At 71.9% G+C, this 15,682-nt stretch carries 10 protein-coding genes; 5 read left to right on the forward strand and 5 right to left on the reverse strand.

Translation table 11 applies throughout. From position 1 onward, the window contains the following. Positions 1 to 171 precede the first annotated feature (171 nt). The 3 genes from ACZ4N5_RS13095 (at position 172) to ACZ4N5_RS13105 (ending at position 4,075) form a co-directional block, all read left to right on the forward strand. Complete coding sequence (locus ACZ4N5_RS13095; protein ID WP_467757168.1) at positions 172 to 2,445, forward strand: MMPL family transporter; 2,274 nt, start codon at positions 172 to 174, stop codon at positions 2,443 to 2,445. A 164-nt stretch (positions 2,446 to 2,609) separates the two neighbouring features. Beyond that, on the forward strand, positions 2,610 to 2,930 hold the full coding sequence (locus ACZ4N5_RS13100) for a hypothetical protein (protein WP_467757169.1): 321 nt from the start codon (positions 2,610 to 2,612) through the stop codon (positions 2,928 to 2,930). Between the two features lie 281 nt (positions 2,931 to 3,211). Further along, positions 3,212 to 4,075 (forward strand): phosphotransferase enzyme family protein, encoded by an 864-nt coding sequence (locus ACZ4N5_RS13105; RefSeq protein ID WP_467757170.1) that lies wholly within the window; start codon positions 3,212 to 3,214, stop codon positions 4,073 to 4,075. Positions 4,076 to 4,541: 466 nt separating this feature from the next. On the opposite strand, the gene ACZ4N5_RS13110 is transcribed toward ACZ4N5_RS13105, so the two are convergent. The 4 genes from ACZ4N5_RS13110 to ACZ4N5_RS13125 form a co-directional block, all read right to left on the reverse strand. Next, entirely contained in the window at positions 4,542 to 5,264 is a 723-nt protein-coding gene (locus ACZ4N5_RS13110; protein ID WP_467757171.1) for an exonuclease domain-containing protein, read from the reverse strand. A 106-nt stretch (positions 5,265 to 5,370) separates the two neighbouring features. Then, positions 5,371 to 6,609, reverse strand: coding sequence for an SAV2148 family HEPN domain-containing protein (locus tag ACZ4N5_RS13115; RefSeq protein WP_467757172.1), 1,239 nt, complete (start codon positions 6,607 to 6,609; stop codon positions 5,371 to 5,373). Positions 6,610 to 6,728: 119 nt separating this feature from the next. Continuing rightward, complete coding sequence (locus ACZ4N5_RS13120; protein WP_467757173.1) at positions 6,729 to 8,045, reverse strand: copper amine oxidase; 1,317 nt, start codon at positions 8,043 to 8,045, stop codon at positions 6,729 to 6,731. A gap of 48 nt (positions 8,046 to 8,093) precedes the next feature. Then, positions 8,094 to 8,906: a Tat pathway signal sequence domain protein gene (locus ACZ4N5_RS13125; RefSeq protein ID WP_467757174.1), complete on the reverse strand. Its 813-nt coding sequence runs from the start codon at positions 8,904 to 8,906 to the stop codon at positions 8,094 to 8,096. Positions 8,907 to 9,084: 178 nt separating this feature from the next. Here ACZ4N5_RS13125 and glgX point away from each other — a divergent pair, with 178 nt between their 5' ends. Both glgX and treY read left to right on the forward strand, forming a co-directional pair. Further along, on the forward strand, positions 9,085 to 11,193 hold the full coding sequence (gene glgX, locus ACZ4N5_RS13130; protein ID WP_467757175.1) for a glycogen debranching protein GlgX: 2,109 nt from the start codon (positions 9,085 to 9,087) through the stop codon (positions 11,191 to 11,193). 280 nt (positions 11,194 to 11,473) lie between these two features. Then, positions 11,474 to 13,942, forward strand: a complete 2,469-nt coding sequence (gene treY, locus ACZ4N5_RS13135; RefSeq protein WP_467757176.1) for a malto-oligosyltrehalose synthase — start codon at positions 11,474 to 11,476, stop codon at positions 13,940 to 13,942. On the opposite strand, the gene ACZ4N5_RS13140 is transcribed toward treY, so the two are convergent. Next, positions 13,902 to 15,011, reverse strand: a complete 1,110-nt coding sequence (locus tag ACZ4N5_RS13140; protein ID WP_467757177.1) for a cytochrome P450 — start codon at positions 15,009 to 15,011, stop codon at positions 13,902 to 13,904. The genes treY and ACZ4N5_RS13140 overlap by 41 nt on opposite strands. Positions 15,012 to 15,682: the final 671 nt, after the last annotated feature.

Genomic DNA, 15,682 nt, shown 5'->3' on the forward strand with positions numbered 1-15,682 from the left:
GTGTAAGGGGCTTCCGTCCTCCCCAGTGCGGAGACCCCGGGGTCCGCGGGGAGGAGCCGAAGCGCCGAGGGGTCACCGGACAGCACGACGAGACGCTCTTATCGGGGCCATACCTTCGATACAAAGGTGGCGGCAGGGGGCTGTCACCGTGCACAAAGGGGCTGGCCCGTCATGGGGAACGGAGACACACGGGTGCGGGGCATCGCCGCCCGGGCAGGCGGCTGGAGCGCCCGGCACCGATGGGCGGCCGTCGGAATCTGGGTGCTGTTCGTCGTCCTGGCGATGGGCCTCGGCTCCGCGGCGGGCCGCGTCGACGTCAAGGAGAGCGACCAGCTCAAGGGCGAGACGCACACCGCAGCCAAGATCATCGAGGACGCCGGCATCAAGGAGCCGGCCAGTGAGACGGTCCTGATCCAGGCGAAGGACGCGGGCGCCAAGGCCACGGACGCCGAGTTCAGGAGCGCGGTTGCCGCGGTCGTCAAGGCGGTCGGCGCCACCGGCAAGGTCGCGGACGTGACATCGCCGTACGACACCAGGACGATCTCGAAGGACGGCCGCAGCGCGCTCGTGCAGTTCGACATGCGCGGCGACTCCGAGACGGCGGGCGATCGCGTCGCGCCCGTGCTGAAAGCCGTCCAGGGGGTGCAGAAGGACCACGCCGGGCTGCGGATCGAGGAGATCGGCGGCGCCAGCATGAAGAAGCAGTACGACGACGCGTTCGGCGACGACTTCCAGAAGGCCGAACTCTCCGCCGTGCCCGTGGCGCTCGGCATCCTGCTGATCGCGTTCGGCGCGCTCGTGGCGGCGCTGCTTCCGGTGGCGCTCGCGGTCACCGCCATCATGGCCACGATGGGTCTGATGGGCGTCGTCAGCCATCTGATGCCGATGAGCGACACGGCCAACTCCGTGATGCTGCTGGTGGGTCTGGCCGTCGGCGTCGACTACTGCCTGTTCTATCTGCGGCGTGAGCGCGAGGAACGCGAGGCGGGCCGCGACGCTGATACCGCGCTGCGGATCGCCGCCGCGACCAGCGGCCGCGCCATCATCGTCTCCGGTGTCACCGTGTGCGTGGCGATGGCGGGCATGCTCTTCACCGGGCTCGCCGAGTTCGAGGCGATGGGCCTGGCCTCACTGATGGTCGTCGCCGTCGCCATGGTCGGCTCGGTCACCGTGCTGCCCGCGCTGCTCTCCCTGCTCGGCGAGCGCGTGGAGAAGGGCCGCATCCCGTTCCTGCACCGGGCCAAGCGGCGCGGCGCCAACGGTGGGCGGGGCAACCGCCGCGCGGCCGACGAGGGCAGCCGGTTCTGGGGCGCCGTCCTGCGCGTCGTACTCGCCAGGCCCGCGATCTCCCTGGTCGTCGCGACCGGCGCGCTGCTCGCCATCGCCGCTCCGGCACTCGGCATGAAGACCCAACAGCTCACCCTGGACAAGGAGTTCGGCAACTCGCTGTCGATCGTGGGCACGTACAACCGGGTCAACGAAGCCTTCCCCGGCGGCTCCGAGCCGGCCGAGGTGGTCGTCAAGGCGCGGGACATCAACGCCGCCGATGTGAAGGCCGCGCTCGCCGACTTCCGTGCGGCGGCGGTCAGTTCGGGCGCCTCGCGCGGTCCGGTCGACATCAGGGTGCACGCGGAGCACAACGTCGCCTTCGTCTTCGTCCCGCTGGTCGGCGGCTCCGACCAGGACAAGGCGGAGAAGAGCCTGGAGCTGCTGCGCGACACGGTACGCCCGCAGACGCTCGGCAAGGTCGACGGCCTGCAGGCCCCGATCACCGGACAGGTCGCGGGATCGCACGACTTCAACGACCAGCTCATCGGCTCGGTGACCCCGGTCTTCGCTTTCGTGGTCGTCTTCGCCTTCCTTCTGATGCTGCTCTCGTTCCGCTCGCTGACGATCGCGATCACCTCGATCGCGCTCAACCTCCTCTCGGTGGCGGCCGCCTACGGCATCCTGGTCGCGGTCTTCCAGCACGGCTGGGGCGCGTCCCTGGTGGGCGCGGCGGGCGTCGGCGCGATCGTCGCCTGGCTGCCCCTGTTCCTCTTCGTGATCCTCTTCGGGCTCTCGATGGACTACCACGTGTTCGTGGTCTCCCGGATCCGTGAGGCACGGCTGCGGGGCCGCGGCACCAAGGACGCGATCCGGCACGGAGTGGTCACGACGGCCGGTGTCGTCACCAGTGCCGCCGTCATCATGGTCGCCGTCTTCGCGATCTTCGGGACGCTGTCCATGCAGTCCATGAAGCAGATGGGTGTGGGCCTGGCGGCCGCGGTGCTCATCGACGCGACGATCATCCGGGGTGTCCTGCTTCCCGCGGTGATGGCGCTGCTCGGCGAGCGCAACTGGTACCTGCCGAAGTGGCTGAACCGGATGCCCGACCTCACCCACGACGAGGCGCCCGAGGCCGTCGCGCCGCCGGTGCCGCAGGGCGAGCGGGCCGGGGTGTAGCCGGCCACGGGCGGCCACCGCGACGGCCGGCCGGAACCGCCGGCCGAAACGACCGCGCAGTTTCAGGGCCTGCCGGCCTCCTCCTCGCGGAGGGGGCCGGCAGGCCCTTCGCGCGGGTGGTCACGCGTGCTCCCCTTGACGAGACGGCACGTCTCGTCCAGCCCATGAGCACCCGCGGTCGCGGCGCACCCGTTGAGCGGGTAGACGTCATCGACACTCACCTGGAAGCCGAGGAGTTGTTCCGCCAGATCTCGTGTCCGACCGCGATGACGGCCATGCTGCGCTCCCTCGCGGACCTGCGGCCCGCAACGCTCGCCGTGATGCACGGCTCCTCGTTCAACGGCGACTGCTCCCACGCGCTGAACGGCTCGCGGACGCCCTCGTCACCCGCTTCGGCCCCGAGACCGCGTTCGTCTCCCGGCCGAGCGTGCCGGCGGGACCGCATCCCGGGCTGGAGTGACCTGATCCAGGCTGGAGTGACCTGATCCCAGGCTGGAGTGACCAGCGGCCGTACGAGCCCGGCCGTACGAGCCCGGTCGTGCGAGCCCGGATCGGCCGAGCCCGGTCGCGCCCGGACCGGCGGCCCTCGTTCCTGCCGTGACGGCGGTACGGGCCGGTCATGGCCGGGACGGCGGTACAGGGTGCCGAAGGCATCGCGCACCTGGTCCCACCTGTGGGAATGCGACACTGGCCGACGGACGGCGCGCACTCCCCGAGCCGTCGTACACGGCGCCGCGGACGGCGCGCGAGGACACGGAGGCGAGCGATGGACGAGGCACGGGCGCGGGACGTACTGGCCGCGGCGAAGGTACTGCCGGGGCCAGTACGGGACGCATCACTCCTCGCCCTCGGCGAGAACGCGGTGTTCGCCGCCGGCGACCTGGTCGTCAAGGTGGGGCGCGACGCCGAACTCCTCGACCGCGCGCGCCGGGAACTGGACATCGCCGCATGGCTCGCCGCGTCGGACGTCCCGGCGGTACGGGCCGCCGAGCCCGAACCACTGCTGGTCGACGGACACCCCGTGACGGTGTGGCACCGGCTGCCCGATCCCGTCCGCCCCGCCGAGCCGCGCGATCTGGCCGGACTCCTGCGGGTGGTGCACGGGCTGCCCTCCCCCTCCTTCGCCCTGCCGCCCCGTGAACTCCTCGACGGAGTGGAGCGCTGGCTGCGTCTCGCGGGCGACGCGATCGACCCCGCGGACGCGGCGTATCTGCGGGAGCGGCGCGACGGCTTCGCGACGGTCGCCGCCGCGCTCACCCCGCATCTGCCGCCGGGCCCGATCCACGGCGACGCGCTGCCCCGCAACGTCCATGTCGGCCCGGACGGCCCGGTCCTGGTCGATCTGGAGACCTTCTCCGCCGATCTGCGCGAGCACGACCTGGTGGTCATGGCTCTCTCCCGCGACCGCTACGGGCTTCCCGCCGAGGCGTACGACTCCTTCACCAGCGCCTACGGCTGGGACGTCCGCGCGTGGGAGGGCTGCTCGGTCCTCCGGGGCGCCCGCGAGACGGCCAGCTGCGCCTGGGTCGCCCAGCACGCGCCGACGAACGCCAAAGCGCTGGCCGAGTTCGAGCGCCGGGTGGCGTCGTTGCGGGACGGCGACGAAACGGTGCGCTGGTACCCGTTCTGACCTGACGCCGGACATCCGCCGCGGCCCCGGCCCTGGCGTCACCCGACGCCCGACGCCCGACGCCCGACGCCCGACGCCCGACGCCCGACGCCCGACGCCCGACGCCCCGGCGAGTGTGACCGGACCCCGTACCCTGACCCGACCCCGTCGGCACGTCCGGACCCGTCACCGTGGTCAGCCCCGCCGACGCGTCCGGACCTAGTCACCGTGGTCGAACCGTCATCGCGCCCGCACCTCACCGTGGCCGGACCTTGTCATCATGGCCGGGCTCGATGACCATGCGGTGTTCGTCGTACAGGGTCTGGAGTTCGGCGCCCTCGACGGCGATCAGGTCGCGGCGCAACTGTCGGTAGACGACGTCGGCGGTGGCGGGGTGTGCGTGAACGACCCGTCACCATGTCCGGACCTCGTCACCAGGGTCACCAGGCCGGTGGCCGAGTGCGCGCGGACGGTCCCCGGGATCGCGTCAGACCCGCTCGTCCGCCAGGTCCCGCAGCGGCCAGGTCCCGTCCACCACCGCGTCCGCCTCGCCCTTGCGGCGCAGGAAGGCCTGGAAGTCCGCCGCCCATTGCGCGTACCACTCGATCTGGCGTCGGTGCAGCTCGACGGGGCCGAGGGCCGCGACCTTGGGGTGGCGGCCGGCTATCGCGCAGGCGAGCCGGGCCGCGGCGAGGGCGTCGGCCGAAGCGTCGTGGGCGGAGTCCAGGACCACGCCGTACTCGGTGCAGACCGCTTCGAGGTTGCGCTTGCCCCGCCGGTAGCGGTCCACGGAGCGGTCGATCGTGTACGGGTCGATGACCGGGGCCGGGTCGATGCCGCCGAGCCGCTCGCGCAGCGACGGCAGTCCGTACCGCCGCAGCTCGGCGGAGAGCAGTGTCAGGTCGAACGCCGCGTTGTACGCGACGACCGGGACGCCGGTCCGCCAGTAGGTGACGAGGACGCCCGCGATCGCGTCGGCGACCTCGTCGGCGGGCCGGCCCTCGCCGGCCGCCCGCTCATTGGTGATCCCGTGGACCGCCACGGCGTCGACCGGGATCTCCACGCCCGGATCGGCCAGCCACTCGCGGCGCCCCAGCGGCTCTCCGCCCTTGACCTCTATCACGGCCCCCGTGACGATGCGCGACTCGCGCGGATCGGTCCCGGTCGTCTCCAGGTCGAAGCCGATCAGCAGCTCCCGGTGCCAGCCCATGGGTGGCCCCCCTTCTTCGTGGTGCTTTCCCCCAGTGGTCTCCACGATCCCATGAGCCACTGACAATCCGAGGACCGCGTTCCACCCGGCCGCAGAGAACGGCCTTTCAGGACACCGGCCGCGAATCGGCCCAAGCCACCTCGAACTCCTCACGGTAGGTCGGGAAAAGCCCCTCATCGTTGCTTTCGTCCGGTTTGAGCATGCGGCTTCCGCCGCGCAGCACCAGAACCGGGGCCTCCATGCCGCGGGTACGGCGCAGATACGACTGCACGACCGCGACGCCGTCGGTGCCGTCCCCGTCCACGAGGTAGGCGGTGAAGCGGGGTGTCTCGTCGTAGACCTGGATCTCGAAGGCGTCCGGGTCGCGCAGCCGGGACCTCACCCGCCGCATGTGCAGGATGTTCATCTCGACCGCTCGGCTCAACTCACCGCGCTTGATGCCGAGTTCGCGCTCGCGTCGCTTGACCGCACTGGACGCGGGGTTCAGGAACAGCAGCCGCGTCCGGCAGCCGGACTCGGCGAGCCGGACCAGCCGGCGCCCGGAGAAGTTCTGTACCAGCAGGTTGAGGCCGATGCCGATCGCGTCGAGCCGGCGGGCCCCGCCGAAGAGGTCCTCGGCCGGGAACTGGCGCAGCAGCCGCACCCGGTCGGAGTGCACACCGACGACGTCCGCGTAGCGGTCGCCCACGAGGTTCTCGACGGCGTCCACGGGCAGCCGTCGCGCGGAGGGCACATCGCTCCCGGCGCCGAGGATCTCGAGGAGTTTCCCCGCGGCCCGCTCGGCCTGGCCCAGCACGGCCTCGGACAGAGCGCGGTTGCGCGACACGACGTTCCGGGTCACTTCCAGCTCGTCCAGCGCGAGTTCGACATCCCTGCGCTCGTCGAAGTAGGGCTCGAAGCACGGCCAGTGCTGCACCATCAGCTCGCGCAGCTGGGGCAACGTGAGGAAGCTGAGCACGTTGTCGTCGGCCGGGTCGAGCAAGTACCCCTTACGGCGGCTGACTTCGCGCACGGCGACGGCGCGCTGCACCCACTCCTGGCCGGCCGGTCCCGCGGCGGCGACCACCCAGTCGTCGCCATGGACGGGTTCGTAGATGGGACGGAGAACAGCGGCCACGACCGCGCGCAGCCGCTGTTCGACCAGGTTCAGCCAGATGTAGGCACGCCCGGCTCGCTGGGCGCGCGTACGCACCTCGCGCCAGGCGTCGGCGCCCCAGTCCAGTTCCGGTCCAATGGATCCCATTTCCATCGGCCGTGCCAGGGACACCGCGCCGGGTGGGACATCTGTGGAGTTCCCCTCGTGACTCTCGTCACCAGGAGGCAGCTCCAGCCCTCCCGAGCCCACCCACGCACCGCCTTCCGCTCCCCCGAGCACTCCCCAGGGGCCAAGCCCCAATCAACGATCAAGGAAGGGTACTCCGGGAGCGGCGAGCGGTGCAGCCCGATGCACAGGTCGTTTCTCAACTACCTTGGTTCGACATGGCCGTTCTGGTTCGCCAGCTCCGGCGGAGTGAGCGGATTCATAGCGGTGACGTCACGCGGGGCGATGGAGAAACCCTGCCAGTGGACCGGCATCGGCTGCTGGTCCTCGTCGCGGGCGATGTGGTGGAAACCCACGTTGACCCAGACCACAGGGTGGGTGAGCGTCTGCCCGCCGACCCACTTGTCGACGGATGTGCCGTGTCCGGCACCGCAGTTGCGCAGGTTGTCGCTGGCGAACTGCTCGCACTTGTTGTACTCGGTGAAGTAGACGTCGTGCTTGGTGAAGGAACGGCCGAGGTACTTGGTGGTCGCGCCCGGGACGATCTCGTACGAGCGTGCGTGATTGTCCTTGTTCTTGCCGGAGTTGCTGACGATGCGCCACCAGCGCATGTTCTTGGCGTCTCCGGCGAGTTCCTTGGTGACCTTGGTGACCGTGGTCTTGTTGCTCGGGGCCTCGTGGCCGTGCGCGGGCGGGCTGACCACGGAGTCGTACTGCTCGACCTTGGCCTTGGACGAGCCGTCCAGACCGAAGTTGAGCCGCCAGAAGACGTTGTGGCTGTGGCTGGTGGCGTAGTCCTTGGCGCCCTTGCCCAGCGGCCAGCCGCGGCCGTCGCCCGCGTCGTAGTCACCGGGCGACAGGCTGCCGGTGGCGCCGATGTTCATGTTGACGGTGCCGTCGTCCTGGAAGCGCCACTCGGTGATGTACTCGTACCAGCCGACCTTGTTGACGGTGTAGACGAGCAGGTCCTTGCCCTGCTTCTGGAAGACCTTGTTCCCGGTGTCGGCCTCCATCCGGTAGGCGTGGCCGCGTGAACGGGTCGTGGTGCACAGGCCCTTGACGTTCGCGTGCTGCGGGTCCCAGGCGTCGGGGACCTTGACCGTCTTGATGGCGCCGCCGGGACATTCGGCGGGGGCCATGTCGACCAGGCCCTGGCCGAAGCCCGCGCCCGTCAGGTCGCTGTACTCGACCGAGCCGTCGTCGTAGGGGACGTCGATCTGGGCGAGCTTGGCGCTGCTGAGGACCTTGATCGGGTGGGCCTCGCCGGGGGGCTGGTAGGAGATGTTCTCCAGGACGAGCCCGGCCTCGCTCTCGTAGTGCCAGCACATCCGCCAGGTGGTGCCGGTGGCGAGTTTCTGCTCGATCCGGTACGCCGCGCTGCAGTCGGCGGGCGGGGCGGGAGCGGCCTTCGGCTGGGCGACGGCCGGACCCGCGGCCGTCGTCGCGCCGGCGGCCAGGGCGAGCGCCGAAAGGCCCACCGCCGCCCGGCTGCGGGCACGGCTGTTTCTGTTGACGCGCATGAAGAAGTGACTCCTTGCGGAAAGGTGAGAAGGAGAGAAGGGCGGCGCTCAGCCGAGCTTGCCGACCTTGCGGGCGCTCAGGTCGATCACCAGGTCACGGCTGTCGATCCAGGGCCCGTTCTTGACCTTCGGGAAGAGCCGTACGCACCGGTGCTCGCCGCAGGCGGCGAGGGCGCCGGGCTGGGCGCCGGGGGTCGCGCGGTAGACCATGCTGTTGAGCACCAGCTGGTCGGGCGCCGTGAGTTCCTTGCCGGTGGCGTCCTTGAAGTCGGCCTTCAGGCCGGCGCCGAGCGGGTCGGCGATCAGCAGCTTGGCGGCCTCGGTCATCTCGGCGCGGCTGATCGGCGGCTGCACCCCGTGCTGGACGCCCGTCCGCTCGACCTTCCCGGTGTCGAGGTCGACGGTCTTGGTGACGAGCGTGTCGTCCTTGTAGTCGTAGAACGTGACGTCGGCCCGGCGCGGCGCGTTCGGGTCGTCCAGTTCGGCCGTCTCGGGTTCGGTGAGGTCGACACCGATGCGCTGCGGTCCGCGCGCGCCCTCGACGTTCTCGCTGGAATTGAAGAGCTGCCGGTTCACCGCGATCTGTTCGACGCGCTTCATCTCGTCGTCGGTCAGCGGGTCACGGCCCTTGCCATTCTCCCCCTCGGCCGGCGCCCGCTCGACGACGCCGGGCCGTACCGCGCCGCCCTGCCCGTCCTGCGCCGCCTGCTGCGCGGTTCCGCCGGCCCCGAGTCCCCCGCCCGATTCGTCGGCCCCCGCCGACCCCGGAAGAGTGATGCCGATCATCACGGCCGTCCCGGCCACCGCGATGGCCGCACCTGCCACCACCTTGCCCAGATGGCGGTGCACTATCTTGCGCACATTTCCCCCTACTCCCCCTATGCCCTCAGGAGTCGCTTGAGCCCCACCGGTTCGGCATACGAGATATGCCTGGTCGCGGGGTAAGAGGGATGTGAGTCGTAGGAGGTTCCATCACTTTCGGGGAGACTCGGCTCGGACTCGCCCCCAGGGGCACGGCACTACTGGAAGAGTCATATCCATGCAGGTCTGGCCTGGCGAGGCGTATCCACTCGGTGCCACGTACGACGGCGCCGGTACCAATTTCGCGGTCTTCTCGGAGGCCGCCGACCGTATTGAGCTGTGTCTGCTGCACGACGACGGCTCGGAGACAGCCGTGGAACTGCGCGAGACCGACGCGTTCGTCCGGCACGCCTACCTGCCCGGCATCATGCCGGGACAGCGGTACGGCTTCCGGGTGCACGGGCGGTACGCGCCCGAGCGCGGGCAACGCGCGAATTCCGCGAAGCTGCTCCTCGACCCGTACGCGCGTGCGATCGCCGGCTCCGTCACCTGGGGCGAGGAGGTGTACGGCTATCCGTTCGGGTCACCGGACAAGCGCAACGACCTCGACTCGGCGCCGCACACCATGTCGTCGGTCGTGGTCAACCCGTACTTCGACTGGGGCGACGACCGGCGCCCCCGGACGGAGTACCACCACACGGTGATCTACGAGGCCCATGTGAAGGGCCTCACGATGCAGCATCCGGCACTCCCAGACGAGCTGCGCGGCACGTACGCGGCGCTCGCCCACCCGGCGATCATCGAACACCTGACGGAACTGGGCGTCACGGCACTGGAACTGATGCCCGTACACCAGTTCGTGAACGACCACCGGCTGGTCGACATGGGCCTCAACAACTACTGGGGCTACAACACGATCGGCTTCTTCGCCCCGCACAACGCGTACGCCTCCTGGGGCGACCGGGGTCAGCAGGTCCTGGAGTTCAAGTCGGCCGTACGGGCGCTGCACGAGGCCGGCATCGAGGTCATCCTCGACGTGGTCTACAACCACACGGCCGAGGGCAACCACCTGGGCCCGACGCTCTCCTTCAGGGGCCTCGACAACGCCTCGTACTACCGTCTGGCGGACGACCCCCGCTACTACATGGACACCACGGGGACCGGCAATTCCCTCCTGATGCGCTCCCCGCACGTGCTCCAGCTGATCATGGACTCGCTGCGCTACTGGGTCACCGAGATGCACGTGGACGGGTTCCGCTTCGACCTCGCGGCCACGCTGGCGCGGCAGTTCCACGAAGTGGACCGGCTGTCGTCGTTCTTCGACCTGGTCCAGCAGGACCCGGTGGTCTCCCAGGTCAAGTTGATCGCCGAACCCTGGGACGTCGGCGAGGGCGGCTATCAGGTGGGCAACTTCCCGCCCCTGTGGACCGAGTGGAACGGCAAGTACCGCGACACCGTGCGGGACATGTGGCGCGGTGAGCCGCGCACGCTCGCCGAGTTCGCCTCCCGGCTGACCGGCTCCTCCGACCTGTACCAGGACGACGGACGCCGTCCGCTCGCCTCCATCAACTTCGTGACCTGCCACGACGGCTTCACGCTGCACGACCTCGTGTCGTACAACAACAAGCACAACCAGGCCAACGGCGAGGACAACCGCGACGGCGAGAGCCACAACCGGTCCTGGAACTGCGGCGCCGAGGGTGAGACGGACGACGAGGGCGTGCTGGCGCTGCGGGGCCGGCAGCAGCGCAACTTCATCGCCACGCTGATGCTCTCCCAGGGCGTGCCCATGCTCAGCCACGGCGACGAGTTCGCGCGCTCCCAGGGCGGCAACAACAACGCGTACTGCCAGGACAGCGAGCTGGCCTGGGTGCCGTGGCCGGAGGACGGCTCCGAACTCCTCGACTTCACGCGCGCGATGGTGTGGCTGCGCAGGGACCACCCGGTCTTCCGGCGGCGGCGCTTCTTCCACGGGCGGCCCGTCCAGGGGACCCACGACGAGCTCTCCGACATCGCGTGGTTCACCCCGGAGGGTCAGGAGATGACCCAGCGCGACTGGGGTTCCGCACAGGCCCGGGCGCTGTCCGTCTTCCTCAACGGCAACGCGATCTCCGAGCCGGGCCCCCGCGGGGAGCGCATCGCCGACGACTCCTTCCTGCTGATGTTCAACGCTTCCCCGAAGTCCCTGGACTTCGTCGTACCGGTCGACCACGGCCGTCAGTGGCAGGTCGTCGTCGACACGTCCCTCCCGGAGGGAATCGCCCCGGGGACGGGCGCGAAGGTCGAGGCCGGGGACCGGCTGACCCTGGTCGACCGGAGCATGACGGTGCTGCAGCGGCCCGCCTAGGGCGGTCCCTTTCCCGGGTCACGCGCGCGTGGGCTTCCTTCGGGGCCCCGCGCGCGGGGCCCGGGTTTCGGCGGCGGGTCCGCCGCCGGGGCCGGCCGTGGGGCGCACGCGCGCGTGGCGGCGGCGGGGTTCTTCCGGTTCGGTGTACGTCGTCGGCGCGCCGCCGACAGGACGCCCGAGGGGGCGGCGAAGTCGGCCGTGCAGCCGGAACGGACCGCGTACGGGCCCATCTGCGGGAGCCGATGACAGGAATTCCCGCCGGGCGGGTACGTAGGTTCCCATGACACCTGAGCGTCCCGAACCGGCGATCGCGCACTCGGTCGTCCCCGGCCCGGTGGTTCCCGTCGTGCCGACCGCCACGTACCGGCTGCAGCTCCAGCCGGAGTTCCCCTTCCGGAGTGCCGAGGCGGCGGTGCCGTATCTGGCCTCGCTCGGCGTCTCCCACCTGCACCTGTCCCCCGTCCTGGAGGCCGTCCCCGGCTCGGCGCACGGCTACGACGTGGTGGACCACGCGCGCGTGCGGGCCGAACTGGGCGGTGAGGAAGGGCTGCGCTCCCTGGCGCGCACCGCGCGGGCGCACGGCCTCGGCATCGTCGTGGACATCGTGCCGAACCACATGGCGATGGCCCCGCGCCACAACCACGCCCTGTGGGAGGTGCTGCGCGAGGGCCCCGCATCGCCGTACGCGCGCTGGTTCGACATCGACTGGGACGCCCAGGGCGGCCGGCTCCTGCTGCCGGTGCTCGGGGACCGCCTCGGCGCCGAGATCGGCCACCTGAAGGTGGACGGCGACATACTGCGCTACTACGACCACGTGTTCCCGCTGCGCGAGGGCACCGAGAAGCTGCCGCTGCCCCGCCTCCTCGACGCCCAGTGGTACCGCCCGGCGTGGTGGCGGCTGGCCCGCACGGAGCTCAACTACCGGCGCTTCTTCAGCATTTCGGAGCTCATCGGGGTGCGTGTCGAGGACCCGGAGGTGTTCGCGGCGACCCACGCGAAGATCCTTGAGCTTCTCGACGACGGTGTGATCGAGGGACTGCGCGTCGACCACCCGGACGGGCTGGCGGACCCGGACGCGTATCTGCGCCTGCTGCACGAGGCGACCGGAGGCCGCTGGACGGTGGTCGAGAAGATCCTCGCGGACGGTGAACCGCTCCCGCGCGCGTGGCCCGTAGCGGGCACCACGGGCTACGACGCGCTGCGGCACGTCGACGGCCTCTTCACGGACGCGGCGGGCGCGAGCCGGCTCCTGGGCCGCTACCGGCGGTTCGCGGGCCCGCAGGCCGACCGGGGCGGCCACTGGGAGAGCACGGTGCGCCGGGCGGCGTACAAGGTGGTCACGCACGAGCTGGCCGCGGAGGTCGAGCGCCTCACGCGCGAGGTGAGCGCGCTGTGCGCCGCTTCCCCCGACCCGGCTCTGCGCGACCACGCCCCCTGGGCCCTGGGCGCCGCGCTGCGGGAGCTCCTGGTCCGGCTGGAGGTGTACCGGCCCTATCCGTCCACGGACGCGTCCCTGGTGGTCACCGAGCGGGCCGCCGCCGAGGCGAGGACGGCGTTCACGGTGCCCGAGGAGGCGCACGCCGTGGATGTCGTACGGGATCTGGTGCTCGGGCGGGACGGCGACGGGCCCGGGGCGGCCGGGTTCCGGGCCCGGTTCGCGCAGACGTCGTCGGCGCTGCGGGCCAAGTCCGTGGAGGACACGGCGTTCTACCGCTATGTGCCGTTGCTGTCCGCGAACGAGGTGGGCGGCGACCCGGGCAGCCCCGCCGTGTCCCCGGAGGACTTCCACGCGTACTGCGCGCGCGTGCAGCGCGACTGGCCCGCCACCGGAACCGTCCTGTCGACCCACGACACGAAACGCAGCGCGGACGTGCGCGCCGCCGTCTCGGTGCTCACCCAGTGCCCGGAAGCCTGGTCCGACGTCCTGGCGGAGGTGACCCACGAGGGAGCGGGGACGCCCGACCCTCAGGTGGCGTGGGCCGCGTGGCAGACGGTGTTCGGCCTCGGCCCGGCCACCGGCGAGGACGGGGGCGAGCCGGAGGACGGGGGCGAGGCCTACGCTGAGCGGGTCCGGGACGCCCTGCTGAAGCACATCAGGGAGGCCGGGACGCGCACCGCCTGGACGGAGCGGGATCCCGCGTACGAGGACGCGGTGGCGGCGTTCGTCACCGACGGGCCGTGCGGGCCTCCTGGACGGCGCGTGGCCGCTCTGCGGGCCTCCCTGGCGCCGCATGTGCGGGCGAACGTCCTGGGGGCCGCCCTGGTCCATCTGACGATGCCCGGGGTCCCCGACGTGTACCAGGGCACCGAGGACGAATACCGGGCTCTCGTGGACCCGGACAACCGGGGGGCGTTCGCGCCGCGCGACCTGTCCGCGGAGAAGGTGGCGCTCACGGTCGCCGCGCTGCGGCTGCGCGCCCGGCGGCCCGGCGTCTTCGGCGACGCGGCGACGTACGCGCCGCTGGCGGCCGAGGGTCCGGGCGCCGAGCACTGTGTGGCGTTCGCGCGGTCGGGGGAGGCGATCACGGCCGTCACCCGGCTTTCGCTGGGGCTGGCCGAGGTCGGCGGCTGGCGGGACACCCGTCTCGCGCTCCCCGGCGGGCGGTGGGCCGATGTGATCACCCCGGACGCGCCGGAGCGGGAGTTCACGGGGCACGCGCGCGTGGCGGACCTCTTCGGGAGGTCGCCCGTCGTGCTGCTGGAGCGCGTCAGCGCGGACACACCGGCAGGGTCCGGGGAGACCGGCTGATCAGACCCTCGGCGCGCGGCCGGGGCCCGGGGGCCCTGCGGAGGTCCGGCAGGACGGTCAGCAGGGCGCGCAGACCGCCTTCCGCCGTCAGCCGGGCCAGCGGGGCGCCCAGGCAGAAGTGCCGTCCCGAGCCGTACGCGAGCTCGCCCGGGTCGGCGCGGAAGGCGTCGTAGCGGTCCGGGTCCGCGAAGCGCCCCGGGTCGCGGCCCGCGGCACCGAGCAGGCACGCCACGGTGGCGCCCTCGGGTATCGGGCCGATCGGTTCGAGCGCCCGGCGCGGCACGATCTGCAGCGGCGGATCGCGGCGCAGCGACTCGGCCCAGGCGCCGCCCGTCAGCTCGGGACGGGCCCGGATCAGGTCCAACTGGCCCGGATGGTCGAGAAGGTTGGCGAGGAACGACGCGAGCGCGCGTGCGGTCGTCTCGCCGGCCGCGCCCAGCACCGTCCCGGCCAGGTCCGTCACGGCCTCGTCCGGCAGCGGACGTCCGTCGGGCCGTGCCGTGCACAGCGCGGACAGCAGATCGTCGCCCGGGTGGGCACGACGGCGGACGATGTGGGGGCGCAGGTAGGCGTCGAGTCCGGGACGCCGGCCGCCGAGGTGGTCGAGTCCCGTACGGCACCAGGCGTGCACGCGCGCGGTGTCCTCGTACGGCAGTCCGAGCGCGGCGACGGCCGCGGCGGCGGGCAGCCACTGGCAGAACTCGGCGACGAGATCGGCCTCCTGACGGGACACCAGGCGACGGGCGAGGACGTACGCCGTGCGCTCGACGCCCGCTGCCAGAGCGGCCGACACGCGGTCCCCGAGCGCCGAGGAGACGAGGGCCCGGTACGTGCCGTGCGTGCCGTGCGTGCCGTGCGTGCCGGCCTCCCGGCGGGCCGGTGCGGGTCCGGGCGACGGCGCGACGAGCCGCGGGTCAGCGAGCGCGGCGCGCACATCGCCGTACCTGCTGATCAGCCAGGCGCCGAACGGCTTGTCGTACACCAGGGGGAAGTTTCCGCGCAGGGTGCGGTACAGCGGATGGGGATCGCGCTCGGTACCCGGATCGAGCAGACTCGGCGGAGCGCTCACGCGCGCGGACGCCACACGCGCGGGCACGTACGGCGCGTCGGAGGAGGGACACGACGGCGCGAACAGGGTCACCGGCGTCACCGGCGAAGGACACCCCGGTACGAGGGGCGGCGCCGGGCACCCGAGGAGCGGGGGCGGCGCGCCCGTATCGGGCGGGAACGGCCGCCGGTCCGCGACGACCGGCGGCGGCTCGCCCGCGGCAGGCGACGACGACCGCGAGCCCTCTACCGTCAGGGACGGCTTGCCCATGCCGGACGGCGACGGACGCGGGGCCGCGACGGGCCGGGACGGCGCACCCATGACCGGCAGGGACGGCGGCGAGCCCTCTACCGTCGGGGACGGCTCGCCCACGACGGGCGGCGACGGACGCAGGGCCGCGACGGGCCGGGACGGCGCACCCATGACCGGCAGGGACGGCGGCGAGCCCTCCACCGTCAGGGACGGCGGCGAGCCCTCTACCGTCAGGGACGGCGGCGAGCCCTCTACCGTCAGGGACGACTTGCCCATGACGGGCGGCGACGGACGCAGGGCCGCGACGCGCCTGGGCGGCGCACCTGCGGCGGGCGCGGACGGCGGCGGGCCCGCGACGGCCGGGGGCGGGCCGGCGGCCGGGGGGCCCGCCGGTATCGCCGTCGGGCCGCCTTCGCCGGGAAGGCCGTGAGGACACAGCA

The organism is Streptomyces sp. NPDC026500 (assembly GCF_055567635.1).

What these genes read in the sequence shown, in the direction of transcription:
- glgX (WP_467757175.1), top strand. Translation starts at nt 9,085, where the DNA reads ATGCAGGTCTGGCCTGGCGAGGCGTATCCACTCGGTGCCACGTACGAC.
- ACZ4N5_RS13095 (WP_467757168.1), top strand. Translation starts at nt 172, where the DNA reads ATGGGGAACGGAGACACACGGGTGCGGGGCATCGCCGCCCGGGCAGGC.
- ACZ4N5_RS13105 (WP_467757170.1), top strand. Translation starts at nt 3,212, where the DNA reads ATGGACGAGGCACGGGCGCGGGACGTACTGGCCGCGGCGAAGGTACTG.
- ACZ4N5_RS13110 (WP_467757171.1), bottom strand. Translation starts at nt 5,264, where the DNA reads ATGGGCTGGCACCGGGAGCTGCTGATCGGCTTCGACCTGGAGACGACC.
- treY (WP_467757176.1), top strand. Translation starts at nt 11,474, where the DNA reads ATGACACCTGAGCGTCCCGAACCGGCGATCGCGCACTCGGTCGTCCCC.
- ACZ4N5_RS13100 (WP_467757169.1), top strand. Translation starts at nt 2,610, where the DNA reads ATGAGCACCCGCGGTCGCGGCGCACCCGTTGAGCGGGTAGACGTCATC.
- ACZ4N5_RS13120 (WP_467757173.1), bottom strand. Translation starts at nt 8,045, where the DNA reads ATGCGCGTCAACAGAAACAGCCGTGCCCGCAGCCGGGCGGCGGTGGGC.